This window comes from Burkholderia sp. BCC0419 (assembly GCF_902830285.1).
Classification (GTDB): domain Bacteria; phylum Pseudomonadota; class Gammaproteobacteria; order Burkholderiales; family Burkholderiaceae; genus Burkholderia.
In genome coordinates this window covers 519,253-544,738 of record NZ_CADESR010000003.1, presented here as the reverse complement: position 1 = coordinate 544,738, position 25,486 = coordinate 519,253, and the positions used below count along the sequence as shown (strand labels likewise).

The 25,486-nt window shown below is 68.3% G+C and carries 25 protein-coding genes and 3 pseudogenes; 20 read left to right on the top strand and 8 right to left on the bottom strand.

The genetic code is table 11. From position 1 onward, the window contains the following. Window positions 1-35: 35 nt before the first annotated feature. From HWW87_RS20760 to HWW87_RS20740, 5 genes are all read left to right on the top strand, one after another. On the top strand, window positions 36-461 hold the full coding sequence (locus tag HWW87_RS20760; protein ID WP_175821916.1) for a GNAT family N-acetyltransferase: 426 nt from the start codon (window positions 36-38) through the stop codon (window positions 459-461). Between the two features lie 183 nt (window positions 462-644). Then, on the top strand, window positions 645-2,312 hold the full coding sequence (locus HWW87_RS20755; RefSeq protein WP_175821915.1) for an ankyrin repeat domain-containing protein: 1,668 nt from the start codon (window positions 645-647) through the stop codon (window positions 2,310-2,312). Between the two features lie 143 nt (window positions 2,313-2,455). Next, the gene (locus tag HWW87_RS20750; protein ID WP_175821914.1) at window positions 2,456-3,316 is read left to right on the top strand and encodes an isocitrate lyase/phosphoenolpyruvate mutase family protein; all 861 of its coding nucleotides are present in this window, start codon (window positions 2,456-2,458) and stop codon (window positions 3,314-3,316) included. A 344-nt stretch (window positions 3,317-3,660) separates the two neighbouring features. Beyond that, window positions 3,661-3,927, top strand: coding sequence for a YodC family protein (locus tag HWW87_RS20745; RefSeq protein ID WP_126368973.1), 267 nt, complete (start codon window positions 3,661-3,663; stop codon window positions 3,925-3,927). 131 nt (window positions 3,928-4,058) lie between these two features. After that, on the top strand, window positions 4,059-5,219 hold the full coding sequence (locus HWW87_RS20740) for a cytochrome P450 (protein ID WP_175821913.1): 1,161 nt from the start codon (window positions 4,059-4,061) through the stop codon (window positions 5,217-5,219). A 15-nt stretch (window positions 5,220-5,234) separates the two neighbouring features. Here the strand turns inward: HWW87_RS20740 and HWW87_RS20735 are convergent, their stop codons facing one another. Next, entirely contained in the window at window positions 5,235-5,561 is a 327-nt protein-coding gene (locus tag HWW87_RS20735; RefSeq protein WP_175821912.1) for a superinfection immunity protein, read from the bottom strand. Window positions 5,562-5,651: 90 nt separating this feature from the next. Continuing rightward, a complete protein-coding gene (locus HWW87_RS20730) occupies window positions 5,652-6,071 on the bottom strand; it encodes a rhodanese-like domain-containing protein (RefSeq protein ID WP_175821911.1) in 420 nt (139 codons plus the stop codon). 113 nt (window positions 6,072-6,184) lie between these two features. On the opposite strand from HWW87_RS20730, the gene ftrA reads away from it, so the two are divergent. The 7 genes and pseudogenes from ftrA to HWW87_RS20700 all read left to right on the top strand — a co-directional run bounded on the left by ftrA (window position 6,185) and on the right by HWW87_RS20700 (window position 12,540). Then, window positions 6,185-7,147: a transcriptional regulator FtrA gene (gene ftrA / locus HWW87_RS20725; RefSeq protein ID WP_006480801.1), complete on the top strand. Its 963-nt coding sequence runs from the start codon at window positions 6,185-6,187 to the stop codon at window positions 7,145-7,147. A gap of 85 nt (window positions 7,148-7,232) precedes the next feature. Then, window positions 7,233-8,303: a nitronate monooxygenase gene (locus HWW87_RS20720; protein WP_175821910.1), complete on the top strand. Its 1,071-nt coding sequence runs from the start codon at window positions 7,233-7,235 to the stop codon at window positions 8,301-8,303. A gap of 80 nt (window positions 8,304-8,383) precedes the next feature. Further along, window positions 8,384-9,838, top strand: a complete 1,455-nt coding sequence (locus HWW87_RS20715) for a M20 family metallopeptidase (protein WP_175821909.1) — start codon at window positions 8,384-8,386, stop codon at window positions 9,836-9,838. Between the two features lie 60 nt (window positions 9,839-9,898). Next, window positions 9,899-11,008: a malate/lactate/ureidoglycolate dehydrogenase gene (locus HWW87_RS20710; protein WP_175821908.1), complete on the top strand. Its 1,110-nt coding sequence runs from the start codon at window positions 9,899-9,901 to the stop codon at window positions 11,006-11,008. Continuing rightward, a pseudogene (locus HWW87_RS37225) lies at window positions 11,005-11,268 on the top strand (TfoX/Sxy family protein); the annotation flags it as partial. The gene HWW87_RS20710 and the pseudogene HWW87_RS37225, both read left to right, overlap by 4 nt. Window positions 11,269-11,303: 35 nt before the next feature. Further along, window positions 11,304-11,840 (top strand): MSCRAMM family adhesin SdrC, encoded by a 537-nt coding sequence (locus HWW87_RS37220; protein WP_244107319.1) that lies wholly within the window; start codon window positions 11,304-11,306, stop codon window positions 11,838-11,840. Between the two features lie 121 nt (window positions 11,841-11,961). Beyond that, complete coding sequence (locus HWW87_RS20700; RefSeq protein WP_175821906.1) at window positions 11,962-12,540, top strand: NnrU family protein; 579 nt, start codon at window positions 11,962-11,964, stop codon at window positions 12,538-12,540. 112 nt (window positions 12,541-12,652) lie between these two features. Here HWW87_RS20700 and HWW87_RS20695 read toward each other — a convergent pair whose 3' ends face one another. Beyond that, window positions 12,653-13,390: a sulfite exporter TauE/SafE family protein gene (locus tag HWW87_RS20695; protein WP_175821905.1), complete on the bottom strand. Its 738-nt coding sequence runs from the start codon at window positions 13,388-13,390 to the stop codon at window positions 12,653-12,655. A 295-nt stretch (window positions 13,391-13,685) separates the two neighbouring features. Here HWW87_RS20695 and HWW87_RS20690 point away from each other — a divergent pair, with 295 nt between their 5' ends. Further along, a complete protein-coding gene (locus HWW87_RS20690) occupies window positions 13,686-14,123 on the top strand; it encodes a hypothetical protein (protein WP_175821904.1) in 438 nt (145 codons plus the stop codon). Window positions 14,124-14,342: 219 nt separating this feature from the next. On the opposite strand, the pseudogene HWW87_RS37215 reads toward HWW87_RS20690, so the two are convergent. Next, a pseudogene (locus HWW87_RS37215) lies at window positions 14,343-14,669 on the bottom strand (amidohydrolase family protein); the annotation flags it as partial. 572 nt (window positions 14,670-15,241) lie between these two features. On the opposite strand from HWW87_RS37215, the gene HWW87_RS20680 reads away from it, so the two are divergent. Together HWW87_RS20680 and HWW87_RS20675 are read left to right on the top strand one after the other, a co-directional pair. Further along, entirely contained in the window at window positions 15,242-16,180 is a 939-nt protein-coding gene (locus tag HWW87_RS20680) for a LysR family transcriptional regulator (protein WP_175821902.1), read from the top strand. A gap of 309 nt (window positions 16,181-16,489) precedes the next feature. Continuing rightward, window positions 16,490-16,687: pseudogene (locus tag HWW87_RS20675) on the top strand (LuxR C-terminal-related transcriptional regulator); the annotation flags it as partial. A 41-nt stretch (window positions 16,688-16,728) separates the two neighbouring features. Here the strand turns inward: HWW87_RS20675 and HWW87_RS20670 are convergent. Further along, window positions 16,729-17,169: a thioesterase family protein gene (locus HWW87_RS20670; RefSeq protein WP_175821901.1), complete on the bottom strand. Its 441-nt coding sequence runs from the start codon at window positions 17,167-17,169 to the stop codon at window positions 16,729-16,731. A gap of 207 nt (window positions 17,170-17,376) precedes the next feature. Here HWW87_RS20670 and HWW87_RS20665 point away from each other — a divergent pair, with 207 nt between their 5' ends. Genes HWW87_RS20665 through HWW87_RS20645 form a run of 5 tightly spaced genes read left to right on the top strand, consistent with a single transcriptional unit; the run spans window position 17,377 to window position 20,959 of the window. After that, on the top strand, window positions 17,377-18,483 hold the full coding sequence (locus tag HWW87_RS20665) for a 3-deoxy-7-phosphoheptulonate synthase (RefSeq protein ID WP_175821900.1): 1,107 nt from the start codon (window positions 17,377-17,379) through the stop codon (window positions 18,481-18,483). Window positions 18,484-18,498: 15 nt separating this feature from the next. Then, complete coding sequence (locus tag HWW87_RS20660) at window positions 18,499-19,758, top strand: Rieske 2Fe-2S domain-containing protein (RefSeq protein ID WP_174434038.1); 1,260 nt, start codon at window positions 18,499-18,501, stop codon at window positions 19,756-19,758. Continuing rightward, window positions 19,759-20,286 carry an aromatic-ring-hydroxylating dioxygenase subunit beta gene (locus HWW87_RS20655; RefSeq protein WP_175821899.1) on the top strand — a complete coding sequence of 176 codons (528 nt, stop codon included), beginning with the start codon at window positions 19,759-19,761 and terminating at the stop codon, window positions 20,284-20,286. Between the two features lie 14 nt (window positions 20,287-20,300). Further along, window positions 20,301-20,651 (top strand): non-heme iron oxygenase ferredoxin subunit, encoded by a 351-nt coding sequence (locus HWW87_RS20650; protein ID WP_089492607.1) that lies wholly within the window; start codon window positions 20,301-20,303, stop codon window positions 20,649-20,651. Next, window positions 20,648-20,959, top strand: a complete 312-nt coding sequence (locus HWW87_RS20645) for a DUF1330 domain-containing protein (RefSeq protein WP_047902672.1) — start codon at window positions 20,648-20,650, stop codon at window positions 20,957-20,959. Before HWW87_RS20650 ends, HWW87_RS20645 begins: the two co-directional genes overlap by 4 nt. A 203-nt stretch (window positions 20,960-21,162) precedes the next feature. Here the strand turns inward: HWW87_RS20645 and HWW87_RS20640 are convergent, their stop codons facing one another. Genes HWW87_RS20640 through HWW87_RS20630 form a run of 3 tightly spaced genes read right to left on the bottom strand, consistent with a single transcriptional unit; the run spans window position 21,163 to window position 25,345 of the window. Beyond that, complete coding sequence (locus HWW87_RS20640) at window positions 21,163-22,701, bottom strand: DHA2 family efflux MFS transporter permease subunit (protein ID WP_175821898.1); 1,539 nt, start codon at window positions 22,699-22,701, stop codon at window positions 21,163-21,165. Window positions 22,702-22,703: 2 nt separating this feature from the next. Then, window positions 22,704-23,903: an efflux RND transporter periplasmic adaptor subunit gene (locus tag HWW87_RS20635; RefSeq protein ID WP_175821897.1), complete on the bottom strand. Its 1,200-nt coding sequence runs from the start codon at window positions 23,901-23,903 to the stop codon at window positions 22,704-22,706. Next, window positions 23,900-25,345, bottom strand: coding sequence for an efflux transporter outer membrane subunit (locus tag HWW87_RS20630; protein WP_175821896.1), 1,446 nt, complete (start codon window positions 25,343-25,345; stop codon window positions 23,900-23,902). The genes HWW87_RS20635 and HWW87_RS20630 overlap by 4 nt, the downstream gene beginning before the upstream one ends. Window positions 25,346-25,486: the final 141 nt, after the last annotated feature.

The following is a 25,486-nucleotide window of genomic DNA, read 5'->3' as shown; positions in this document are numbered from 1 at the left end:
TTCAGCCAACCTTCATTGACGACCCGACGCAACCGATGACGTTGACCTATGCAGTGACCGATGCGGGCGACGCGGAGGTGCGCAAGCAGATCGTCGCGCCGCTCATCCGCTTCAACGAAAGCCAGGCCGGCCCGGTCGACTTCCGGCCGCTGGCCGTGATCGTGACCGACGCGGCCGGCGCGGTGGTCGGCGGGCTGTGGGGCGGCACGGCGTTCGGCTGGCTGCATGTCGACCTGCTCGTGGTGCCCGAGGCCGCGCGCGGCCAGGGCGCCGGCACGCGCATCATGGATCTGGCCGAACACGAGGCCGTCGCACGCGGCTGCCACAGCGCGTGGCTCGATACGTTCGACTTCCAGGCGCGACCGTTCTACGAGAAGCGCGGCTATGTCCGCTTCGGCGAGCTGCCCGATTATCCGGTCGGGCACACCCGCATCTTCCTGACGAAGACACTCGCGGGCTGAGCGGCGCCGCGCCGCACGGTTGACGATGCCGACGGCCGTCGCCTACGATACCGGGCAGCGATGCAGGTCGCTTCCGGGTCCGCGGAAAGGGTTCAACCCACCTGTCGCGGCAAATCCAGTCTTCCCCCATCCTTTGTGCTGGCGGTATTGCGGACCTTCGGCCATCCATGCACGAGGATCCGCATGAAAAAGCTGCCTCCCCACGCCCATCCCGATCATCTGAAAAAGCAGGCCAAGGCGTTGTTGCGCCTGTACCGGCAGGGCGACGCCGATGCCGTCGCGCGCTTCGTCGAATTTCTGCCCGCCGCCGCGAATCGCACGCATGACGAAACGCTCGCGCTCGGGCTCCGCCTGCACGACGCGCAGTCCTGCATCGCACGCGAGTACGGTTTTGCTTCATGGGCCGATCTCGGCGTGTTCGTCGAAACGCATGCGCTCGCGCGGCAGCCACGGTCGCTGCTGATTCGCCGCTGGCTCGATCTCGCCTACGGCGCCGACGTGACCGGCGGCTTCGACGCGGCCCGGCCGCGCGTCGCCGCGCAATTGCTGCTCGACCATCCCGATCTCGTGTCGGCGGACCCGGCCATCGCGTGCGCGGCGGGCGATCTCGACGCGGTGAAGGCGGCGCTGGCCGCTGATCCCAGCTGGATCGCGCGCGCCGGCGGGGCGTTGAAGTTGCCGCCGCTCGTCGCCGTCACGCATTCGCGGCTCGGGCAGCTTCCCGAATTCGCGGCCAGGCTGCGTGCGTGCGCCCGTCATCTGCTCGATGCGGGCGCCGATCCGAACCAGCGGATCGGTAACCGGTATCCGCCGGCCTCGCTCGCCGAGCCCGACGAGTCGGCACCGCTGTCGGCGCTGTATGGCGCCGCCGGCGTCAATCGCGATCCGGTGCTCACCGCGATGCTGCTGGACGCCGGCGCCGATCCGAACGACGGCGAATCGCTGTATCACTCGGTGGAGAACCCGGCGTGCACGCGCCTGCTGCTCGAGCACGGCGCACGCGTGAGCGGGACGAATGCGTTGCGGCGCGCCCTCGACGTGCCGGACGCGGCCGCGCTCGAATGGCTGCTCGCGCATGGCGGCGATCCGAACGAACCGGCCGGCGAAGGGCCGACGAAGATGTGGGGCGCGCCGTTGCTGCGCGCGATCGCGGTGCGTTGCCCGGCGCGCCATGTTGCCGCGCTGCTGGCGGCCGGCGCCGATCCCCGCGCGCGGACCGCCGCGGGCGTCAGCGCGTACCGGCTCGCGATGCGGACCGGGTTGTCCGACGTCGCGGCGTTGTTGCGCGCGGCCGGCGCGGAGGAGGCGCTCGATGCGCAAGACGCGTTCGTGGCGGCCTGCGCGCGCGCCGATGCCGACGACGCGCGGCGCATCCAGGCACGCCATCGCGAACTGCCCGGTGCGCTGTCCGATGACCGGCTGCGGCTGCTGCCCGACGCCGCCGCGTGGGGTTCGTGCGATGCGGTGAAGGTGATGGTCGAGCTGGGCTGGCCGATCGCCGCGCGCGGCGGCGACTGGGACGCGAGCGCGCTGAATCACGCGGTGTTCCGCGGCGACGCCGAACTGCTGGCGTTCCTGCTCGCGCACGGCGCAAGCTGGCGCGACCTGCACGGGTTCGGCAGCGACGCGCTCGGTACGTTGTCGTGGGCGTCCATCAACGAACCGGAGGGCGTCGGCGACGCCGACTGGGATGCGTGCGCGCGCGTGCTGCTCGCGCATGGCGTGCCGCCAGCGGTGCGCGATCCGTCGAATCCGGATGGCGTGCTGATCGACGGTCGCGCGATGCGCTTCTCCGAGGCCGTCACCGACGTGTTGCTCGGCGTCGACGCGGGGCTGCCCGCATCGACGTGAACCGACGCGGGCGGCCGTGCGTGGCGGCCTGCAGTCGGCACTGGCGAGTTTTTCCTGTTGCGCGACGACATTTCGGCGAACGCTGAAACGTCGCGTGCACGACCGGCGTAAGCTCACCCGTCCACACCTTCCCGGAGTTCGCGATGACCCGTTCCGACCTGCAAGCCCGCCACGCCGAAGCCTTCCGTGCGCTGCATACGCGCCCCGGCGCGTTCATCATCCCGAACCCGTGGGACGCCGGCACCGCGCGCCTGCTCGCGATGGCCGGCTTCGAGGCGCTCGCCACGACCAGCGCCGGCTACGCGTTTTCGAAAGGGCAGCCCGACAACGCGATCGACCGCGACGCGATGCTCGATCACATTGCCGATCTCGTCGCCGCGGGCGGCCTGCCCGTCAGCGCCGATCTCGAGAACGGCTTCGGCGACGCGCCCGACACGGTAGCCGAAACGATCCGGCTGGCGGCCGAGGCGGGCGCGGTCGGCGGCTCGATCGAGGATGCGACCGGCCGCGCCGATACGCCGATCTATGCGCGCGACGCGTCGGTCGAGCGCATCGCGGCGGCCGTCGACGCGGCGCGCGCGCTGCCGTTTCCGTTCACGCTGACCGCGCGCTGCGAAAACTACCTGCACGGCCGCCGCGACCTCGACGACACGATCGCGCGGCTCGTCGCCTATCGCGACGCCGGCGCCGACGTGCTGTATGCGCCGGGCATCACCGACGCCGACGAGATCGCGGCGGTGACCCGGGCGGTCGGCGCGCCCGTCAATGTCGTCATGGGCCTGCAGGGCGGGTTGCTGAGTCTCGACGAGCTGGCGGCGCTCGGCGTGAAGCGCGTCAGCGTCGGCGGCGCGCTGGCGCGGGCCGCGTTCGGCGCATTCCTGCGCGCGGCGACGGAGATGAGGCGCGACGGCACGTTCACGTTTACCCGGGCGGCCGTACCGGGGCGCGATATTAACCGCTGGTTTGCCGCGCCGGATAATGCGCCGATTTTGTTCGATGAATGAGCCCCAATAAAATCAGGAATCGTTTCCACTTAAGCATTGATTGACAATAATCAACCGGTTTCGCGTCCGCATTAATTGTCGATGGCGACGCGAAAATCGTCGTTTATTCTCCGCATTCCGCCCGATCGGTTGCAGCCGGCGCGCAAACCGCGCCGGGTATGAGGCTCGGCGGGACGTCATACGTGACGATGCCGCGCATTGTTGCAGGTTGCCGTTCAGAACGTTTCAGTGCGGGGGAGTTGCCGGATTATTTTTTGATTGATAATCTGCGACACGTTCCAGTGACCGGTGAGTGGGCCGCCGGGAATATCAATATATTCAATATATAAAAAGCTGAGAGAGCGATGACGATCCGAGAAAATCACCGAGTCAGGTTTCGCGTGGGCGATGTCGTGACGCTGAAAACGGGCGGGCCGCGCATGACCGTCACGTATGCGGGGCCGGTCGTATTCGACGACGGCGACTGGCTGATCTGCCAGTGGTTCGACGAAAACGGCGAGTTCCGGCAGGAAATGTTCCCTCACGACACGGTGGTGCCCGAGCCGCGCGCGATTTCGGCCGGGCGGGTCCGGCTGCGCATGCAGTCGCACCGCTACCGGTCGGCGGCCTGACGCCGGCCGGCCGCTGCAATGCCGCCGCGATGCCGCCGGGCGACGGGCGACCGGCAGCGCGTGGCGCCCGTGCGACGACATTTCACGCCATCCCGAAACATGCGGCGGCGCGCTGCGCCGATACTGAACGCATGAACCCGACCGATCCGATTGCCGCGGTCACGCACCGCGATCCCTATCCCTATTACGCCGCGCTCGTCGACGGGCCGCCGCTGGCGTTCGACGCTACGCTCGGCCTGTGGGTCGCGAGCCGCGCGGCAGCCGTGACGGCCGTGCTCGGCCATCCGGCCTGCCGGGTGCGCCCGCTGGACGCGCCGGTGCCGCCCGCGTTGCGCGGCACGACGGCCGGCGCGCTGTTCGGCGAGCTGGTGCGCATGAACGATGGCGCGTCGCGACACGACGTGCCGAAGCAGGCGTTGCGCGCGGCGTTCGCGCCGATCGACACGGATGCGCTGCGCGATCGCGCCGACGCGCTTGCCGCGCGGCGGCTGCCCGCGCCCGGCGATGCCGACGCGTTGAACGCGTGGTGCATGACGGTGCCGGTGTGCGCGGTTGCCGATCTGCTCGGCTTCGACGAAACGCAGCTCGACGACGTCGCGGCGCGGGTCGTCGATTTCGTCGCCGCGCTGTCGCCGCTGTCGGATGCCGCGGCGTTGGCGCGAGCGAGCGACGCTGCGCGGCAACTGCTCGACCGTATGACGGAACGCGTCGCGCAGTCGCAGGCGCACGACGGCACGCTGGTCGCCGCGGTGCAGCAGGCAGCCCGCGCGTCGGGCTGGCAGGCGAGCGGCGCGCTAGTCGCCAATCTCGTTGGGTTGCTGTCGCAGACGTGCGAGGCGACGGCCGCATGGCTCGGCAATGCACTCGTGACATGGAACGGCGAAGCAGGCGTGATGCCGGACGCCGCCGCGCTCGACGCATTCGTCGCCGAAGTCGGGCGTTTCGATTCACCGGTGCAGAATACGCGCCGCTTCGTCGCGGCACGCACGACGATCGAAGGCGTGAGCGTCGAAGCCGGCGATGCGATCCTCGTCGTGCTCGCCGCGGCGAACCGCGATCCGGCCGTGCATCGCGAGCCGCACCGGCTGATGCCGGGCCGCACGGCAGGGCCGAATTTCGGCTTCGGCACGGGGCCGCATGGATGTCCGGGCGAACGGATCGCACGGGCGGTGACGGCGGGGGCGTTCGCGGCGCGATTGCGCGCGGGCGGCTGGCCGCCGCGCGATGCACTGAAGTGGGATTACCGCGCGTCGACCAACGTCAGGATGCCGAAATTCGACGCGATGCGGTGAAGCGGAAAGAGGGACTTAACGGCAGCCTTGCTTTTCCGCCCATTGCTCCTGGGCGGCGACGCGGCGCTGCACGCGTTCGACGAGGCCGGTCGAGAAGGTCCGCATGCTGACGCCGCGGCGTTTCGCGAGGATCGTCTGCGCGACGTCGGTGCTCGGATTCGGCTGGCACGCCCAGTACAGCGTCATCAGCCAGCCGATGCCCGTCCATGCGAACAGCGCGTTGAACATCGCGATCGTCAGCTTGTCGTGCCGGCCGCGCCGGTCGGCAATGACGGCCGGCAGGAAATAGAGCGCGATCGCTGCGACTGAACCGGCCACTTGAATCAGGACTGCATCATGCATGGTGCTGCTCCGTCCGAACTGCAATGAGGCTGATTGTCGCGCTTTTTCCGTTTGTGTGCAGGCAATTGATTGTTGCGCTTTTAGTGACGATCAGGCGGCTTCGGCGTCCGCCGGCTGCACTTCGTTGCTCAGCGAGAAACCTTCGTCGAGCCAGCCCGTCACGCCGCCGATCATCAGCTTGACCGGGCGGCCGAGGCGCGCGAGCCGGATCGCCGCGCGCGCGGCGCCGTTGCAGTGCGGCCCCGCGCAGTAGACGACGAACAGCGTATCGGCCGGATAGCCAGCGAGCTTGCTTTCGATGATCTTGCGGTGCGGCAGGTTGCGCGCGCCGGGCACGTGGCCGGCAGCGAACTGGTCGGGGCCGCGCACGTCGAGCAGCACGAAATCGGGCGTGCCGGACGCGAATGCGTCGTGCACGTCCCAGCAATCGGTCTCGAAGCGCAGCGAGGCCTCGAAATGCGCGAGGGCAGCGGGGCTGTCGGCGGCGGGGATGTCGGTGACGTGGGACATGGTCGAGCTCTCCTGGTTGAGCGGCACGGAACGCGCCGCAATGAAGGGCAGTATCGCGGTTCGGCGCGTTTCGCGGCAGTGGCGCGATCGACAAGTTCCGGTAACATCGCGCCATGCACAATCATCTCGTCGTCGCGCTCGCCTACGATCGCCTCTGCACGTTCGAATTCGGTTGCGTGGTCGAACTGTTCGCGCTCGAGCGCCCGGAGCTTGGCGTCGACTGGTATCGCTTCGCGGTATGCGCGAGCGAGCCGGGGCCCGTGCGCGCGGCGGGCGGCATTACCGTTGCCGCGCCCTACCGGCTCGCGACGCTCGATCGCGCGGACACCATCGTGATTCCCGGCTGGCGCGATCCGGACGAGCTGCCGCCCGAGCCGTTGCTGAAGAAGCTGCGGGCCGCGCACCGGCGCGGCGCGCGGCTCTGCTCGATCTGTTCGGGCGTGTTCGTGCTGGCGGCGGCCGGCGTGCTCGACGGTCTCACCGTGACGACTCACTGGCGGTATGCGGAACGCCTGCAGGCGCGTTATCCGGCGCTGCGCGTGAATCCCGATGCGCTGTACGTCGACGAAGGGCAGATCGTCACGTCGGCCGGCTCGGCGGCGGGGCTCGACATGCTGCTGCATCTCGTGCGCCGCGATCACGGCGGCGCGATCGCGAACCGCGTCGCGCAGCGCCTCGTGCTGCCGCCGCATCGCGACGGCGGGCAGGCGCAGTTCGTGCCGCGTCCGGTCGCGCCGGGCGGCACCGACCGGCTCGCGAAGCTGATCGATTGGATGCGCGCGCATGCGGCCGAGCCGCACACGCTCGCATCGCTCGCCGCGCAGGCCGCGATGAGCACGCGCACGCTGCAGCGTCAGTTCGCGGATGCGACGGGGATGTCGCCGCTCGCGTGGCTGATCCGCGAACGCGTGAACGTCGCGAAGGACATGCTCGAAGCGCAGCCCGCGTTGCCGCTTGCGCAGGTCGCGGCGCGTGCCGGGTTCGGTTCCGAGGAATCGCTGCGCCGGCATTTCCGGCGCGTCGCGGCGACGAGCCCGGCCGCATACCGGCGCGGGATGGATCGCGGCGGCACGTAGCACGCGCCGAACGCGGCCGTTCGTGCGCGACGATGAAAAGAACCACCCATGTGGCGACGGCCACTCATTCCGAAAAAGGATGCCGATGACGATGCTGCCTTCCCGTTTGCCGTTGATCCAGGCCCCGATGGTCGGCTCGCTGAGCCCGCTCGCGATTGCCGTGTGCGAAGCCGGCGGGCTCGGTTCGCTCGCGTGCGCGGCGCTCGGCCCGCAGCAGTTGCGCGACGAGATCGCGGCGATCCGTGCGCGCACCGCCGCGCCGTTCAACGTGAATTTCTTCTGCCATGCGCCGCCTGCGCCCGATGCCGAGGTCGACGCGCGCTGGCGCGCGGCGCTCGCCGGCTACTACGCGGAAGCCGGGCTCGACCCGGCCGACGTGAAAGGCGGCCCCGGCCGCGCGCCGTTCGACGATGCGATGTGCGCGGTCGTCGAGGAATTGCGGCCGGCCGTCGTGAGCTTCCATTTCGGACTGCCGGACGACGCGCTGCTCGACCGCGTGCGCCGCACGGGGGCGCGGGTGGTGTCGTCCGCGACGACCGTCGAGGAGGCGCGCTGGCTCGATGCGCGCGGCGTCGACGCGATCGTCGCGCAGGGGGCGGAGGCCGGCGGCCATCGCGGGATGTTCCTGACCGACGATATTCACGCGCAACCGGGCCTGTTCGCTTTGCTGCCGCAGATCGTCGATGCGGTACGCGCGCCGGTGATCGCAGCCGGTGCGATCGCCGACGGGCGCGGCATCGCGGCCGCGTTCGCGCTCGGCGCGAGCGCGGTGCAGATCGGCACCGGCTACCTGCTGACGCCGCAGGCCGGCCGTTCGGCGCAGCATCGAGCGGCCGTGCGCGCCGCCCGCGACGACGGCACGCGCATCACCAACCTGTACACGGGCCGCCCCGCACGCGGGCTGCTGACGCGCTTCATGCGCGAACAGGGGCCGATGAGTGCGCTCGCGCCCGCGTTTCCGCTCGCGACGGCCGCGGTCGATCCGCTGCGCGGCGCGTTCGAGCGGCAGGGCCGCGACGATTTCTCGCTGCTGTGGTCGGGCGAGGCCGCGGCGCTTGCGCGCGAAGAGGATGCAGGTGAGCTGACGCGGCGCCTGTGGCGCGACGCGCTCGCCTGCGCGGCCGGGCTGCGCGACGCGTTTCCCGAGGCGGTCTGAACCGCTGGGAAGGGGGCGCCGGCGGGGGAGCATCGGCGTATGATCTGGATTTTCGTCAGCCCGATCCAGGCACCCCCACCATGACTTCCGTCGACACTACCCCCGTCCTCGACCATGACAAGCTCGTGACCTTCATCGAGCGCAAGTGGAACGATGAAATCCTCCATGCCCTGACCGACTACATCGAGATTCCCGCGAAGAGCCCCGCATTCGATCCTGACTGGGCGAAGCACGGTTATCTCGAGCGCGTCGTTACCGACGCCGCGCAGTGGGCCGAACGGCAGCCCGTGAAGGGCCTGAAGCTGGAAATCGTGCGTCTGCCGGGCCGCACGCCGGTGATCTTCTTCGAGTCGCCGGCCACGCGCTCCGGCAGCACCGACACGATCCTGCTGTACGGCCACCTCGACAAGCAGCCCGAATTCGACGGCTGGCGCGCGGACCTCGGCCCGTGGACGCCGAAGTTCGAGAACGGCAAGCTGTACGGCCGTGGCGGCGCGGACGACGGCTATGCGATCTACGCGAGCCTCGCGGCGCTCGGCGCGCTCGACGAGCAGGGCATCGAGCGGCCGCGCTGCGTCGGCCTGATCGAAACCTGCGAGGAGTCGGGCAGCTACGACCTGCTGCCGTACGTCGACGCATTGCGCGACCGGCTCGGCCAGGTATCGCTCGTCGTGTGCCTCGATTCGGGCGCCGGCAACTACGACCAGATGTGGCTCACCACGTCGCTGCGCGGGCTCGTGTCCGGCGACCTGCAGGTCGAGGTGCTGGAAGAAGGCATCCACTCGGGCGTCTACGGCGGCATCGCGCCGTCGAGCTTCCGCGTGATGCGCCAGCTGTTCGAGCGCCTCGAAGATGCGAAGAACGGCAACCTGCTGCCGGGCGCGTTCCATTGCGAGATTCCGTCGAGCCGCGTGCGCGAAGCCGAAGCGGCCGCCGCGATTCTCGGCGACACGGTGTGGAAGGGGCTGCCCTGGGCGTGCGGCCAGGACGGCAAGCCCGTGCTGCCGACCACCACCGATCCGCGTGAGGCGCTGCTGAATTCGACGTGGCGTCCGTCGCTGTCGGTGACGGGGGCGGCCGGCCTGCCGGCGCTCGCCGATGCGGGCAACGTGCTGCGTCCGCGCACCGCGTTCAAGCTGTCGCTGCGCCTGCCGCCGCTCGTCGACGCCGCGCAGGCCGTGCAGCAACTGAAGGCATTGCTCGAACTCGATCCGCCGTACAACGCGAAGGTCACGTTCAAGCCGGACGCGGGCGCCGCGACGGGCTGGGCGGCGCCCGATCTCGCGCCGTGGCTCGCATCGTCGCTCGACGCCGCATCGCGCCGCCACTTCGGCGCGGATTGCGCGTACATGGGCCTCGGCGGCACGATCCCGCTGATGAACGTGCTGCAGGAAGGCTTCCCGTCCGCGCAGTTCATGGTGTGCGGCGTGCTCGGGCCGAAGTCGAACGCGCACGGCCCGAACGAGTTCCTGCACGTGCCGTACGCGAAGAAGCTCACGGCGGCGGTGGCCGACGTGATTGCGACCGCGCGCTGATCGTCGCAACGTCCGACGTACCGATTGCCCGACCCGAACCGACTGGATGGAGTGTTGCCGATGACCGCGCTGCCGACGCCCGATACCGAACCGCTGCGCATGCGCGCCGAACCGCTGCATGCATTCGTCGCGGCGCTCTGGGAACGGGCCGGCAGCAACCCGCGCGAGGCGACGCTCGTCGCCGATCACCTGCTCGGCGCGAATCTCGCGGGCCACGATTCGCACGGGATCGGGATGATCCCGAATTACGTCGCATCGTGGCGGGAAGGGCAGTTGCAGCTGAATGCGCACGCGTCGATCGTCCGCGACGGCGGCGCGGTGCTGACGATCGACGGCGGGCGCGGCTTCGGCCAGGTGATCGCGTTCGAGGCGATGGTCGAAGGGATCGAGCGCGCACGGCGCATGGGGATCTGCGCGATCGGGCTGCGCGACGTTCATCACCTCGGCCGCATCGGGCACTGGGCCGAGCAGTGTGCGCGCTCGGGGCTCGTGTCGTTCCATTTCGTCAACGTGCCGGGCGACCTGCTGGTCGCGCCGCTGCACGGCACCGATCCGCGTTTCGGCACGAACCCGTTCTGCGCCGCGTATCCGCGGGCGGGCAAGCCGCCGCTGCTGCTCGATTTCGCGACGAGCGCGATCGCGTACGGCAAGACGCGGGTCGCGTACAACCAGGGCAAGCGCGTGCCGGCCGGGTCGCTGATCGACCATCGCGGCCAGCCGACCGACGATCCGGCCGTGATGCACGAGCAGCCGTTCGGCGCGCTGCTGCCGTTCGGGCTGCACAAGGGGTATGCGCTCGCGGCAATGTGCGAGATCTTCGGCGGCGCGCTCGTGGGCGGGCATACGACGTACGGCGATACGCTGCAGAAGACGAGCGCGATCGTCAACGGGATGCTGTCGGTGCTGATCGATCCGAAAGCGTTCGACGCGGCCGATGCCGAACGCGAAGCCGATGCGTTCGTCGCGTGGGCGAAGGCGTCGCCGCAGGCCGGCGAGGCGCCGGTGCTGGTGCCCGGCGAGCCGGAAGCGGCGAGCCGCGCCGCACGCGGCACGGCCGGCATTCCGGTCGATCGCGCGACGTGGCGGCAGATCCGCGAGAGCGCGGCGGCCGTCGGTTTCGACGCGGCCGAGCTCGATGCGTGGACGCAGCGCTGCGAGGCATCCGCATGAGCTGGCAGGCGGAGAAGGCGCACGGCGAGGAAATCGCGTATCAGCTTGCGCCGCTCGGTACGGTCGCCGTCGCACGGTTCTTCAGCGGTGCGGCCTTGCGGCTCGACGGCGTGATGTTCGGCTTCATGTCGCGCGGGTCGCTGTTCCTGCGTGTCGACGACGTGAACCGCCCGGCGTTCGTCGCGGCGGGGATGGGGCCGTTCTCGTATGCGCGGCCCACGCGCACCGTCGCGCTCGAGGGCTATTACGAAACGCCGGCCGACGTGCTCGAGGATGCGGGCGCGCTGTTCGACTGGTGCCGCAGTGCGTATCGCGCGGCGCTGCTGGCCGGGCCGCCGAAGCGCAAGGCGAGGGCGGCGTCGAAGACGGTATCCGGGGCGGGGCCGAAAGCCGCGCCGAAAACTGTAGCGAAGGCTGCGTCGAAACCGGCGGCGAAACCGACAGCGAAACCGACAGCGAAACCGACAGCGAAACCGACAGCGAAACCGGCAACGAAACCGGCAACGAAACCGGCAACGAAACCCGCGCCGGCACAGAAAACGAAGCCGGCGGCGAAATCCGCAGCGAAACCGGCGTCGGCGCAGAAAACGAAACCGGCATCGAAATCATCGCCCGCGCCGACTCCGAAGCCAGCGACGAAGCGCAAGCAGACGTAGTGCCGATCACGAGAAGCGACAGCCTCGCGATTTTCGCTTTCCTTACTTTCTCGCCCGTCGCGGCCGACCAGCACGCTGCGCGAACAATTTGCCCGCACGATCCGGCGCACGAACGCATCGAGCTTGACGCGCCGCACATCGTGCATGCTTCACAACGGCGGTCCCGGCGTTTATGATCGGCGCGGGTTGCGCCCGTGCCTCGCGCGACCCGCGCCGGCCTCGCCGCCGGCCCCGCGAACGGCGCACCGGACGCCGCGCGGAACGCTTCCCACTCATCATTCCAGACGGAGACAGCCGATGCTCATCCTGATTCTCGGTTTAGCGATCTTCCTCGGTGTGCATTCGATCCGGATCGTCGCCGACGGCTGGCGGTCCGCGACGATCGCGCGGATCGGCGAGAAAGGCTGGAAGGGCGGTTACGCGCTCGCGTCGATCGTCGGCTTCGTGCTGATCATCTGGGGGTACGGGATCGCCCGTACGGGCGGGACGTTGCTGTGGGTGTCGCCGGTCGGCGTGCGCCACCTGACGGGCATGCTGACCGCGGTCGCGTTCGTGCTGATCGCCGCATCGTATGTGCCGCGCAACCGGATCAAGACGCTCGTCGGGCATCCGATGCTGGCCGGCGTGATGGTCTGGGCGGTTGCGCACCTGCTCGTGAACGGCACCGTGCACGCGGTCGTGCTGTTCGGCGCGTTCCTCGTGTGGTCGATCGTCGATTTCGTCGTGTCGCGTGCGCGGGATCGCCGCGACGGTGTCCGCTATCCGGCTGGCGGCCTGGCCGGGGATGTCTCGGCTATTGTGGCCGGACTCGTCGCCTGGGCCGTGTTCGCGCTGTTCCTGCACGGCCCGCTGATCGGCGTGCGGCCGTTCGGCTGAACGGAACGCGCACGCCGGTCGGCCTCCCGCTCGTCAGCGGCGCTTCGCGCCGGCTGCTTGCATTGCGGTTTGCTCATCAATTGCCGCGGTCGCGGCAGGGATGAGCGTGGGTTCAGATCGGTTTGACGAACAACCCGATGGTCAGCAGCGCGCCGATGCAGACGATCGCGATTCGCAGCACGCGTTCGTTCACGCGATGCAGCGCCCACGCGCCGAGCAGGCCGCCGACGATTGCGCCGGCGCCGAGCGCGATCGCCGCGCGCCAGTGCAGGTGCGGCGACGTCAGGAACAGCACGACGGCCGATGCATTCATCACGCCCGCGAGCGCATTCTTCGTCGACATCGCGTGACGTGGCGGCAGGCCGGCCATCGTCAGCGCGGCCATCATCAGGAACCCGATGCCGCCGCCGAAGTAGCCGCCGTAGACCGCGATCAGGAACTGCGAGACCCCGGCCGCGAAGGGGCCGAGATGTTGCGCGCCGGCGCCCGGCTTGCGGAAGAAACTGCCCCACGCGAACACGACCGTCGCGAACAGCACGAGCCACGGCACCAGGTGCGAGAAGATCGACGACGGCGTTTTCAGCAGCAGCAGGCCGCCGAGCGCGCCGCCGGCCACGCTGATCGCGAACAGTGCGCGAAACGGCAGCCTGCCCACGCCGCTCACCATGTTCCGGCTCGCCCAGCCCGTCGTGACCTGGCCGGGGAACAGTGCGACCGTCGACGTGATGTTGGCCGCGAGCGGTGACATCCCCGACACGATCAGCGCGGGCAGCGTGACGAACGAACCGCCGCCCGCGAGGGCGTTCTGGAGGCCGGCCCAGAGGCCGGCGAGGATGATGAGGGCGAGCATCGGTGCGGGAACGAGGAGGTGGTGGGGCTTGCTTGCCGGAAGCGGGCAGGCGCGGCGGACGCACGATGGTAATGCAGGATCGCGGGCGCGGGAAGGAACAACGCGGCGGGATAATCCGGCGCGCCGATACGGAACGTCCGTCGCATCGTGGCGGGGTCGAACGTGCCGGCCGGATCCGGCGCCGCGGCGATTCCGGTCAGGAAAACCGCCCGATTTAACGCTTCATTACGATGGGCTTACCGGAAAGATGCTAGATTCGCCACCGATATCTCATAAAGCGGAAAGGGGCAGACAGATGCTGAAGAAATTGGCCGGGATGGCAGTGGTGGTCGGTGCGACTGCGGTGGCGTCGCTGCCTGCCGTGGCAGGCGACACGAACAACGCACTGGGCGGCGCGCTGGGCGGCGTCGGCGGCGCGGCGGTCGGCAACGCGATCGGCGGGAGCACGGGTGCGATCATCGGCGGAGCCGTGGGCGGTGGCGCAGGCGGTGCGGTGACGTCGAACAAGCGGGAACGCACGGGCGCGGTCGTCGGCGGCGCACTGGGCGGCGGCGCGGGCGCCGCTGCGGGCAACGCGATGGGCGGCACGGCCGGCAGCCTCGTCGGGGCCGCCGTCGGCGGCGGCGCGGGTGCGGCGCTCGGTGGCCACGTGTCGCGCAACAACGCGCGTTCCAACGATCATTACCACGGCAACAAGCACAAGAACAAAAAGCGCTACAAGCACGACGACTGACCCGCGGTTCCCCGGCGAGCCGCGGTGGGGGCGAGCGCACGGCGGCGAAGCGCATATCGTCGCGACGTCGTCCCGCACGTAGCCGGGTAAGCCTCCGTGATCGCGGTGCACGAATGGCGACGGGGGCGGCAATGGTCGCAACGGAACTCCCTCGAATCCGTACGTGGAAAACGATTCTTCGGCAGCGGAGAGAATGGCCGCCTCGAGCGTGTCGCGCCGGCTCGCCGGCCGCCCGACGGCGGTGCCATGGCGATCGCCCAGCGACATCGCATCTGCGTTGGGCTCGGTGACGAAGTCGACGCATCCCTGCAAGTCGTCATAACCGAGCATGTGGCATACGTGCAGGCCGACGTCGAGGATGCGCAGGATGTTGCCGCTGTCGACGGGATACCACGGATCCTTGATCGAAACCTGACCGAAGCTCACGTTGATGCCGGCGCGATCGAGCTCCGCCACACGCGTAATGCCGCATCGTTTCGGGAAGGTGTCGAAACGACCCGGCAGGTGAATGCTTTCCATCGGACACGAAACAAAATGGATTCCCGAATCGGTCGATCGGGATTTCGATCGGGATTTATTTCGTGAAACGTAGGCGACCCAAGGCGGAATATCGGTGTGAAAGTCAATAGAAGCGTCTAAAATTTCTGTCATTCGATCGCAATGCACTGAATGTACCGTGTTTTTGCGCGGAAGCCGTGCCGGTCGGCCATGCAGCGCCTGGTGAGGCTCGCGCGGGCTCCGCTGCGGCAGGCTTTGCTTCACCGGCCGGCTTGCGAGCGCGATGCGCGGATCGACGCAATCGAATCGGTTTTGTTTTATTGTTCATTCGCGTGCATCGTTTCATTTAAATCAGATACGCGTCGTGTCCGGTTGCGATTTATTGCAACGCGGTGCACAATCGTTCACAAGTGCAATAAATCCGCAGCGGATTTTCTCAGCGGCACGAATACTCCCCGCCATTCACTGCCCGCCATGTCGGCGGACGCATGATCGTGCGTCAGGCTCGGCGGCGCGACTGCCGATGTCCGGTCTATCGCGAATCACGGAGCACATACGCTCGAGGCACGATGCCGTTGGCCCATCGGCCGGCCGGTCCCGACAGTACAGCAGAGCGCAACATGGCGACTTCCATCGACCTCAATCTTCTCGTCGTTCTGGACGCGTTGCTGTCCGAGAACAGCGTCGTGGGCGCGGCCAACGCGCTCGGCCTCAGCCCGTCCGCACTCAGCCGCTCGCTCGCGCGGTTGCGGGTGATGACGGGCGACCCGTTGCTGGTGCGGGCAGGGCGCGATCTCGTCCCGACCCCGCGCGCGCTCGAGTTGCGCGACAGGGTGCATGCGCTCGTCGTGGAGGCGCATTCGGTCATGTGCCCGTGCGAGCGGGTCGACATGAGTACGCTCAAGCGCACGTTCTCGATTCGCGCGAACGAGGCATTCGTCGAGACGTTCGCGCCGGCGCTGCTCGAACACGCGTCGCGCACCGCGCCCGACGTGCGGCTGCGCTTCGCGCCGAAACCCAACAAGCACGTCGATGCGCTGCGCAACGGCGACATCGATCTCGAAGTCGGCGTGATCGGCCAGGCCGGCCCGGAACTGCGCGTGCAGGCGCTGTTTCGCGACCGCTTCATCGGCGTGGTCCGCGCGGATCATCCGCTGGCGACCGGCGAAATCACGCCGCAACGCTTCGCGTCGTTTCCGCAAGTGAGCGTGTCGCGCCGCGGGCAGTTCAACGGCCCGATCGATACGCTGCTCGATTCCCTCGGCATCGTCCGCACGGTGACCACCGTCGTATCGAGCTTCCCGACCGCGCTGTCGCTCGCGCGCGGCTCGGACTTCGTCGCCAGCGTGCCGGAGCGGCAGACCGAGCGGTCCCGCGTCGGCATGTACAGCTTTACGCTGCCGTTGCCGATCGCGGACCTGACCGTCTCGCAGATCTGGCACCCGCGTTTCGATCGCGACCCCGCGCATCGCTGGCTGCGCGATTGCGTGCGCAGGATCTGCGCGCCGCGCGTGGCTGATGCGATCGCGCCCGTTAGTCAGGCGGTCGCTTCAATGTGACGCGTCATGCAACTCTGGTGGCGTGCGTCAACGTCATTGATACATTGCGTCTCATGCATCTTCCGAAGCGTAAATCGATTCGGTATGCTCGATTCCATTGTGACAACACCGGAGATAATGGGTAGGACGATCGTTGCTTTTGAATTCGCCGAATATTCGTGACGCCTTTAAATAATAAACATCCAATCCGAGGGGTATGTGAATTGAGGTGAACGATGGAAATAATGAATCTGAAACATTGGCGTCTTATTCTGGATGGAGAAACGAATGATTCAGTGTGCGGCGAATATAGAGGCTCCCGTGGATGTCGCGCTGAGTATGCGCGAATGCGAGGTATTGCGATGGGCGGCGGAGGGGAAGACAGCGTATGAGATCGGCATCATTCTCGGCCTGACCGAGCGGACGATCAATTTCCATATTTCGAGATCGATCGTCAAGCTCAACGCGTCCAACAAGACCAATGCGGTCGTGAAAGCCGTGTTGATGGGCCTGATCGTGTTTGCATGAACGGCACCGGGGCGTCCGTCCGTGGACGCCCGGTTGCGGCATCAGATCGCGCCCTGGAACGACAGCACGCGCGTCCTGAACTCTTCCGGCACGGGCACCGTGGTCTTGCTCCCGTAGTCGAACATCACGTGCGTGGACACGGCCCGCGCAACCACCGCCTGATCGTCGGCCGAATCGTCGGTGTCCGCCTGCCCGTCGCGCACCATCAGGTATTCCAGTTCGAAGCTCTTCGAGCCGAAGCGCGTGACGCTGCTGCGGACCGTGATCGTATCGCCGTACTGCGCGGGCTTCAGATATTCGCACGAGGTCTTGACCATGATGTGCGGCAGCTTTTCCGAATAGGGCAGCTCGAGCAGATCGTGCATGTAGGTCAGGTACGCGTGCTGCAGATAGTCGTAATAGACGGGGCTGCTCACATGGCCCATCGCGTCCGTTTCCCGATACTTCACGTCGATTCGGGTTTCAAAATATTTCCTTGTCATTACGAGGCTCCTTGGCAGAACGGCTGGTGAGAACGTGTTTTTGCAGGAGTTAAGTTAGACGTGATCCGCATATCGGAATACTGTCGGAAATCACAGATATCCACTATGTGAAATGCTTCTGAGATAAATGACAGTATCACCGGGGATTTGACCGCGCTCTAATTGCCTCCGTAAATCGGCATCCGATCAGCGAGAGTGGAGCGTTAAATGGAAAAACCCGTTGAGGCAGCGTTGACGCAAGGCGTGGCGGTGATCAGTGCGCAGCGGTTGCGCACCGAGTTGCCCTGCGATCCCGGCCTGTCACGGTCGATCGGCGATGCGCGGCGCGCATTGGCGCGCATCATCTCGGGCGAGGACGACCGGCTTGCGCTGATCGTCGGCCCGTGTTCGATCCATGATGCGGAGGCCGCGCTGGCGTTCGCGCACCGGCTCGCGCCGCTGCGCGAGCAGTACGCCGATGTGCTCGAGATCGTGATGCGCGTCTATTTCGAAAAGCCGCGCACCACGGTCGGCTGGAAAGGGCTCGTGAACGACCCGTATCTCGACGGCAGTTTCCGGATCGAGGACGGCCTGCGCGTCGCGCGCAAGGTCCTGCTCGGCATCAATGCGCTGGGCTTGCCGGCCGCGACCGAATTTCTCGATCCGATGACCGCGCCGTATCTCGACGACCTCGTGTCCTGGGGGGCGATCGGCGCGCGGACGACCGAATCGCAGATCCATCGCCAGGCGGCATCGGGGCTCGACCTGCCGATCGGCTTCAAGAACGGCACCGACGGCAACGTGAAGGTCGCGATCGACGCGATCCGCGCGTCGCGTGTGTCGCACAGTTACCTGAGGTCGTCCGTGTCCGGCAGCGTGGAAATCGCGACCACGCCCGGCAATCCCGACACGCATATCGTCCTGCGCGGCGGCAAGACCCCGAACTACGACGCCGCCAGCGTCGCGGCCGCCTGCGCCGCGCTGCGCGACGCACATCTTCCCCCGTACGTCGTGATCGACGCGAGCCATGGCAACAGCGGCAAGCAGACCCGCGCGCAGATCGACGTCTGCGGCAACCTCGCCGCGCAACTGCATCGCGGGGAGCGCGCGATCGTGGGCGTGATGATCGAGTCGTTTCTCGTCGAGGGGCGACAGGACCTGGTGCCGGGCACGCCGCCGGTGTTCGGCCAAAGCATTACCGACGCATGTCTCGGCTGGGATCACACGGCCGAACTCGTCGAGCAGTTGGCTGCCGCGGCGGTTGCGCGGCGGCGTTCGCCAGCCGGCTTCATCGCGCACGGCGCCGCCGTCGCGAGGCAGGCCGTTTCTTACTGAATGAAAGGAGCTCTCTTGAACTCACCCATCGACATCGCCCGCGCGCTCGACTGGAAAGGCGACGGCGCCAGCCGCACACCATACGAGGCGTATACGAGTGAAGCGCTGTACCAGCGGGAACTCGAGCGCCTGTTCTACGCGAATCACTGGTGCTACATCGGCCTCGAGGCCGAAGTGCCGTCTCCCGGCGATTTCCAGCGCACGGAAGTCGGCGAGCGATCCGTCGTGATGACGCGCACGGAGGATGGCGAGATCGTCGTCTTCGAAAACGCGTGCGCGCACCGCGGCATGCAGTTCTGCCGCGAGCGCTCGGGGAAGGCGAAGGATTTCCACTGCCCGTATCACCAGTGGAACTACGACCTGAAGGGCAACCTGATCGGTGTGCCGTTCCGGCGCGGCGTGCGTCAGGGCGGCACGATCAACGGCGGCATGCCGGCGGATTTCGAGCCGGGCAAGCATGCGCTGCGGCGCCTGCGCGTGTCGACGCGCGGCGGTGCCGTGTTCGCGTCGTTCGACGAGAACGTCGAATCGTTCGAGGATTTCCTCGGCCCGCGCATCCTGCCTTACTACGATCGCCTGTTCCACGGCCCGAAGCTGACCGTGCTCGGCTACACGCGGCAGCGCGTGCCGAGCAACTGGAAGCTGATGGTCGAGAACATCAAGGATCCGTATCACGCGGGGCTGCTGCATACCTGGTTCGTCAACTTCGGCCTGTGGCGGGCGGACAATCCCGCGAGGCTCGTGACCGATGCGCATCACCGGCATGGCGCGATGGTGTCGATCCGCAGCGGCGGCGGTGGCGGCGAGGTGACCCACAACGTGACGAGCTTCAAGGAGCGCATGACGCTGCACGACGACCGCTTCCTCGATGTCGTGCACGAACCATGGTGGGGCGATCCGACCGTCGTGATGCTCACGCTGATGCCGAGCGTCATCATCCAGCAGCAGGTCAATGCGCTGTCGACGCGCCGCATCCGGCCGATCGGCCCGGGCGTATTCGACTACGTGTGGACGCATTTCGGTTTCGAGACCGACACCGAGGAAATGACGCGGCGCCGTCTGCGTCAGGCCAATCTGTTCGGGCCGGCCGGCTTCGTGTCGGCGGACGACGGCGAGGTCATCGAATGCGTGCAGCAGAGCTTCGAGCAGATCCAGCACGGCAACGTCTACAACGAGCTCGGCGGCCGGCAGATCGACGAGCAGACCGACCATATGGTCAGCGAAACGCTGGTGCGCGGCATGTACCAGTACTGGCGCCAAGTGATGGAGGCCTGAATGAGCACGATCACGACACGAACGGGCCGGCCATCCGCCGAGCCGCACGCGAGCGGCGCGAACTTCGAGGATTTCTATTCACTCGTCCAGCTCAATGCGAGGTATGCGGCCGTGCTCGACGGCGGCGACTGGGACGCGTGGCCGGAATTCTTCGTCGAGCAATGCCGGTACACGGTGGTGCCGCGCGAGAACCACGAGCGCAACCTGCCGCTCGCCGTGATGGACTTCGAGAGCAAGGGCATGCTGAAGGATCGCGTCTACGGGATCAAGGAGACGCTGTTCTTCGATCCGTACTACCAGCGCCACGTGATCGGGCTGCCGCTCGTCACGTATCTCGACGACACGGTGATCGAGGCGGAGACGAACTACGCGGTGCTGCGCACGAAGACCGAGCAGATGAGCGACGTGTACAACACCGGGCGCTACCTGGACCGGATCGTGCGCACGCCGCACGGGCTGCGTTTCGAGTCGCGCATCTGCGTCTACGACAGCGAGATGATTCCGAACTCGCTGATTTATCCGATCTGAACGAGGTGCCGAAAGTGACTACGGAATGGATCGATGCAGTCGCGCCGGAAGCGGTGCGCGCCGACGGAATACTCGGCGTCTGGGTGGGCGGCCGCGACATCGCGCTGTATGCGGTCGGCGACGAGATCTTCGCGACCGAGAACCAGTGCACGCATGGCGACGCGCGATTGAGCGACGGCTTCCTGCTCGACGACGAGATCGAATGCCCGCTGCATCAGGGGCGCTTCAGCGTGCGGACCGGCATTGCGCTGTGCGCGCCGCTGACGACGTGCGTGCACACCTATCCGGTGAAGATCGAGAACGGCCGCGTGTTCGTGCAACTCGCGCCGGCCGATGCGGCTGCGCCCGCAGAGGCGCGATCATGAGCGCGTACGTGGTGTTCGATATCGACGTGCACGACGTCGACGCATACCAGGCGTACCGCCGGCTCGGCGCGCCGACGGTGGCCGCGTACGGCGGGCGCTTCCTGGTGCGCGGCGCCGAAGTCGAGACGCTGGAAGGAGACTGGGCGCCGAAGCGCGTCGTCGTGCTCGAATTCGAGTCGGCGGAGCGCGCCCGCGAGTGGTATCGGTCGGAGGGCTATCAGGCGGCGAAGCGGCTGCGCGAGCCGGCCGCGCGGACGATCGGCATCCTTGCCGACGGCTACGTGCCGGCGGCCGGCGATCCGCGTTAAGCGGCGCAGGTGAAGGGGCTCTGCGCCGTGTCGATCGGCGCGGAGCCCCTTTTTCGTTCGGGGTGCCGTCGAGCGCGGCCCGCACGGTCGATTCATCGGTGACGGCGATGCGATCCGGCAGAGACTTCTGCCGCCCGCCGCCCGGTTACCCGGTCGGTCGCTCCCGCCGGGCGAGACGGCTTCCGGATGTTCGTCCTTGCGCGTCACGCATGGCGGTAGCGGATCGACCAGACCGTCAGCAGCGTCGCGCCGAACAGCAGCAGGCAGCCGAACGAGAAATCGTTCAGCGCGAGCATGTGCGCTTCGACGTCGATCGCATGCGAGACCGACGCGAGCGCGGCGGATGGCGACAGCCCCGCGTGACCGAGCCGCGCGAACCAGTCGCTGGACGCGAAATCGTACGGCGTGATGTGGTCGACGAGATAGGTGTTGTGCACGCGGGAACGACGCTCGAAGTAAGTCGGCGCGACCGAGGTCGCGACGCTGGTGCCGATCCGGCGCAGCGCGTTCTGCAGTCCGGATGCCGCGGGCAGCCGCTCGCGGGGCAGCCCGGCGAGCGAAAGCGACACGAGCGGCGTGATGAAGAATGCGGTGGCGGCGCCCATCAGCAGTGAATTGGCGGCGATGTCGCCGAGGGTCACGTCGCTGTTGAAATGCATGCGCCAGAACGAGGCCGTGCCCCAGCCGACGAGCGCGACGGTCGCGAGCAGGCGCGGGTCGGTGCGGCCCTGGAAGCGGCCGAGCAGCGGTGCGATCACGATCCCCGCGACGCCGAGCGGCGCGGTGGCGATGCCGGCCCAGGTGGCCGTGTATCCCTGCTGGGTCTGCAGCCACAGCGGCACGAGCACCAGCGCGCCGAAGTAGAGCCCGAAGCCGACCGTGATCGCGAGCGTGCTCGTCGTGAAGTTGCGGTCCGCGAACAGCCGCAGGTCGACGATCGGATGGTTGTCGGTCAGCTCCCAGAGGATCAGCGCGACGAACGACGCGATGCCCACGACCGCCAGCAGGCGAATTTCGTCGGAGGCGAACCAGTCGAGGTTCTGGCCACGATCGAGCAGCAACTGGAACGAACCGAACGCGGCGGTGAGCAGCAGCAGCCCGACGACGTCGACCGGCAGCCGCCGCGTCGCGTTGTCGCGTCCCTTCAGCAGCCGCGCGAGCACGCCCAGCACGAGCACGCCCGGCGGCACGTTCACGTAGAAGATGTACGGCCAGCTCAGGTTGTCGGTGATCCAGCCGCCGGCGATCGGCCCGAGCACCGGCGCGACGAACGTCGTGGTTTGCCACACGGCCAGCGCGACGTGGCGGCGCGTCGACGGGAATACCGCGAGCAGCAGCGCCTGGGACAGCGCGGTGATCGGGCCCGACGCGGCGCCCTGGAGCGCGCGAAACAGCAGCAGCGACTCGAAGTTCGGCGCCATCCCGCACAGGATCGACGTGAGCACGAACAGCAGCACCGACACGCGGAACAGCCGCACCTGGCCGAAGCGCTGCGTGAGCCAGCCGGTGAGCGGCAGCGTGATCGCGAGCGGCGTCGCGAACGAGGTCAGCATCCACGTGCCCATGTCCGGCGCGACGCCGAGATCGCCTGCGATGGTCGGGACGGCGACGTTCGCGATCGTCAGGTCGAGCGTCTGCATGAAATTCGCGACGCTGACCGCGATCGCGACGAGCGCCAGCGGCATGCCGGCGAGCGGCTCCAGCGGCAGTTTCGGCGCCGCGTTCCGGGCGAAGAAGCGCATCGTCAGGCTCCCGGTGCGAGCGGGCGTGTGCCGCTGTTCGCGCGAATCGTCTCGATGACGAGCGCGTCGCCCGCTTCGTCGTCGTCACGATAGATCGACGTGGCGTCGATCGACCGGCGCGCTTCGGGCGGACGGGCGGGCGGCGACGCCGATGCGGTGCCGGGGCCGTGATCGACCGGCACCGAGGCCGTCATCGACAGGCCGATACGCAGCGGGTGCGCGCGCAGCTCGGCGGGATCGAGCGCGATCCGGACCGGCACGCGCTGGACGACCTTGATCCAGTTGCCGGTCGCGTTCTGCGCGGGCACGGCCGCGAACGCGGCGCCGGTGCCGGCCTCGAGCCCGACGACGCGCCCGTGGAACACCACGTCGCTGCCGTACAGGTCCGAGAACAGCTCGACCGGCTGCCCGGCGCGCATGCCGCGCAGTTGCGATTCCTTGAAGTTGGCCTCGACCCACACGTGATCGAGCGGCACGAGCGCCAGCGACGGCGTGCCGGGCGACACGTGCTGGCCGACCTGCACGACCCGGCGCGTGACGAGCCCGCCGAGCGGCGCGTGGATTTCGGTGCGGCGCAGCGCGAGCGCCGCGCTGCGGACCCGGGATGCCGCCGCGCGCACGAGCGGATTGGTGTCGATCGACGTGCCGTCGGTGCGCGCGAGCGTCGCGTCGTAGGCGGCCTGCTGCGCGTTCAGCGCGGCTGCCGCGCCGTCCATCGCATCCCGCGCATGGCGAAGATCCTCGCGCGACACGCCGCCGTCTTGCGCGAGGCTCAGCCGGCGCTGCAGGTCGTCGTTCGCCTTGGACCATTCGGTGCGCCGCACCCGGATCTGCGCTTCATCGCGCACCGCATCCGCATGCGCGGTGCGGTATTGGCGTACCGCGTGCGCGAGTTGCGCGACCGCTTCGTCCAGCGCGAGCCGGGCGTCGGTCTTGTCGACGCTGAAGAGCAGGTCGCCGGGACGGACCCAGTCGGCGTTCTGCACGCGCACGGCGTCGACGGTGCCGCCGATCTGCGGCGAGATCTGCACGACGTCGCCGGAGACGTACGCATCGTCGGTCGTCTCGGTGCCGCGTGTGGTGGCCCACGCGGCGGCGGCAAGGCCGGCCGCGCCGGCGAGCGCGATGAAGAACCAGCGGAAGTAGCGCCGACGCGCGCGTTGCAGCGAGGGCTCGGCGGCGGGGGATTCGGGACGGTTCATTGCGTGACTCCAGTGGAAGTGGCGCCGCCGAGCGCGGCGATCAGGCGGGCATGCTCGATCGCGAACGACGCGTCCGCACGGGCGACCGATGCGCGATCCTCGAGCAGCCGGCCTTCGGCGAGCAGGACGTCGAGGTAGCCGGAAATGCCTTTCCGGTAGCGCTGCGTTTCGAGGGTGTAGGTCTGTTGCGCGCGCGACAGCGCCTCGCGCTGAAGCGCGCGCTGCCGGCCGAGCGTGTCGATCTGGACGAGGGTGTCGCTGACCTGCGCGAGCGCGTTGACGACCGTGTCGTCGTACACCGCGACGGCGGCGTTGTAGGCGGCGGTTTGCGCACGCAGGCCGGCACGCAGGCGCCCGCCCTCGAAAATCGGCAGCGTGATCGCGGGGCCCGCGCCGAACGTGCCGCTGTTGCCGTGGAACAGCGCGCGGAAGCCGAAGCTCTGCACGCCGGCGAAGGCCAGCAGGTTGACATCCGGATAGAACGCGGCGCGCGCCGCGTCGATGTTCGCCGCTTCGGCTTCGACCCGGTAGCGCGCGGCCAGGACGTCCGGCCGGCGGCCGATCAGCGCCGCGGGCAGGACGGCCGGCATCGGCAGCTCCGCTGCCGGCGGCGCGGCGGGCGTCAGCGCATCGGCGTAGCCGGGCCCCCGGCCGACGAGCGCGGCGAGCCGGTGGCGCAGCCGGGCCGATGCGGCGGCATGCGTGTCGATGTCGGCCTGCGCGTGCGGAATGGGTTCGCTCGCCCTGAGCACGGCAACCTGCATGTCGAGGCCGGCGTCGGCGCGTTGCGACGTGAGGCGGAGCAGATAGCTGTGTTGCTGCAGCGTATCGCGCGCGATCGCGAGCAGTCGCTGTTCGAGTGCAAGCTGCAGGTACGTTTCGACGATCGCCGCCTGCAGCGACACGGCAGCTGCGCGCTCGAGCGCGCGCTGCTGGTCCGCACGCAGCGCGGCGGCGCGCGCCAGCGCGCGTTGCCGGCCGGCGATGTCGAGATCCCACGATGCACCGAGCAGCGCCTGCGCGTCGACCTGCCAGTGCCCGGCCGCGGGCGGCGGGGTCCGGTAGCTGCCCGGCAGGCGCGTCGGCACCGCGCTCGCCGTCGCCCCGAGCTGCGGCAGCAGCGCGGCGTTTTCGACGTCGGCGTCGGCTAGCGCCTGCGCGACACGTTCGCGCTGCGCCTGCAGCGTCGGTGCGCCGGTCAGCGCATCGTCGACGAGGCGATCCAGCTGCGCATCGCCGAACGCAGTCCACCAGCGTTCGGCGACCGTCGGCGAGCCGGCGCCGGCCGCGCCGATCGCGGTGCCCGCATCGAGCTGCTCGACGGGCGTGATCCGGGCCGCCGGGCGTTGCGGGCCGAACGGGGCGCAGCCGGCGATCGCGAGCGCGGCGAGCGCGGGAACCAGGCGGCGGGCGCCGCACGCTCGGTCGATGAGTAGAGGCATGGTCGGTTTCCTGTCGCGTAAAGGCGAACGATCTGTATCTAAAAATATATCTTTAGATATTATTTGGCGATCGGCAACTGGTAGAAATGGCAGTCGGCCGCACCGGGCCGGCATCGTTGAAACAGCGGAAGGGGGCAGACA

Bases quoted from the DNA above. Each gene is read 5' to 3' on its own strand.
- HWW87_RS20760 (WP_175821916.1), top strand. From the start codon at position 36: ATGACGTTGACCTATGCAGTGACCGATGCGGGCGACGCGGAGGTGCGC.
- HWW87_RS20755 (WP_175821915.1), top strand. From the start codon at position 645: ATGAAAAAGCTGCCTCCCCACGCCCATCCCGATCATCTGAAAAAGCAG.
- HWW87_RS20750 (WP_175821914.1), top strand. From the start codon at position 2,456: ATGACCCGTTCCGACCTGCAAGCCCGCCACGCCGAAGCCTTCCGTGCG.
- HWW87_RS20745 (WP_126368973.1), top strand. From the start codon at position 3,661: ATGACGATCCGAGAAAATCACCGAGTCAGGTTTCGCGTGGGCGATGTC.
- HWW87_RS20740 (WP_175821913.1), top strand. From the start codon at position 4,059: ATGAACCCGACCGATCCGATTGCCGCGGTCACGCACCGCGATCCCTAT.
- HWW87_RS20735 (WP_175821912.1), bottom strand. From the start codon at position 5,561: ATGCATGATGCAGTCCTGATTCAAGTGGCCGGTTCAGTCGCAGCGATC.
- HWW87_RS20730 (WP_175821911.1), bottom strand. From the start codon at position 6,071: ATGTCCCACGTCACCGACATCCCCGCCGCCGACAGCCCCGCTGCCCTC.
- ftrA (WP_006480801.1), top strand. From the start codon at position 6,185: ATGCACAATCATCTCGTCGTCGCGCTCGCCTACGATCGCCTCTGCACG.
- HWW87_RS20720 (WP_175821910.1), top strand. From the start codon at position 7,233: ATGACGATGCTGCCTTCCCGTTTGCCGTTGATCCAGGCCCCGATGGTC.
- HWW87_RS20715 (WP_175821909.1), top strand. From the start codon at position 8,384: ATGACTTCCGTCGACACTACCCCCGTCCTCGACCATGACAAGCTCGTG.
- HWW87_RS20710 (WP_175821908.1), top strand. From the start codon at position 9,899: ATGACCGCGCTGCCGACGCCCGATACCGAACCGCTGCGCATGCGCGCC.
- HWW87_RS20700 (WP_175821906.1), top strand. From the start codon at position 11,962: ATGCTCATCCTGATTCTCGGTTTAGCGATCTTCCTCGGTGTGCATTCG.
- HWW87_RS20695 (WP_175821905.1), bottom strand. From the start codon at position 13,390: ATGCTCGCCCTCATCATCCTCGCCGGCCTCTGGGCCGGCCTCCAGAAC.
- HWW87_RS20690 (WP_175821904.1), top strand. From the start codon at position 13,686: ATGCTGAAGAAATTGGCCGGGATGGCAGTGGTGGTCGGTGCGACTGCG.
- HWW87_RS20680 (WP_175821902.1), top strand. From the start codon at position 15,242: ATGGCGACTTCCATCGACCTCAATCTTCTCGTCGTTCTGGACGCGTTG.
- HWW87_RS20670 (WP_175821901.1), bottom strand. From the start codon at position 17,169: ATGACAAGGAAATATTTTGAAACCCGAATCGACGTGAAGTATCGGGAA.
- HWW87_RS20665 (WP_175821900.1), top strand. From the start codon at position 17,377: ATGGAAAAACCCGTTGAGGCAGCGTTGACGCAAGGCGTGGCGGTGATC.
- HWW87_RS20655 (WP_175821899.1), top strand. From the start codon at position 19,759: ATGAGCACGATCACGACACGAACGGGCCGGCCATCCGCCGAGCCGCAC.
- HWW87_RS20645 (WP_047902672.1), top strand. From the start codon at position 20,648: ATGAGCGCGTACGTGGTGTTCGATATCGACGTGCACGACGTCGACGCA.
- HWW87_RS20640 (WP_175821898.1), bottom strand. From the start codon at position 22,701: ATGCGCTTCTTCGCCCGGAACGCGGCGCCGAAACTGCCGCTGGAGCCG.
- HWW87_RS20635 (WP_175821897.1), bottom strand. From the start codon at position 23,903: ATGAACCGTCCCGAATCCCCCGCCGCCGAGCCCTCGCTGCAACGCGCG.
- HWW87_RS20630 (WP_175821896.1), bottom strand. From the start codon at position 25,345: ATGCCTCTACTCATCGACCGAGCGTGCGGCGCCCGCCGCCTGGTTCCC.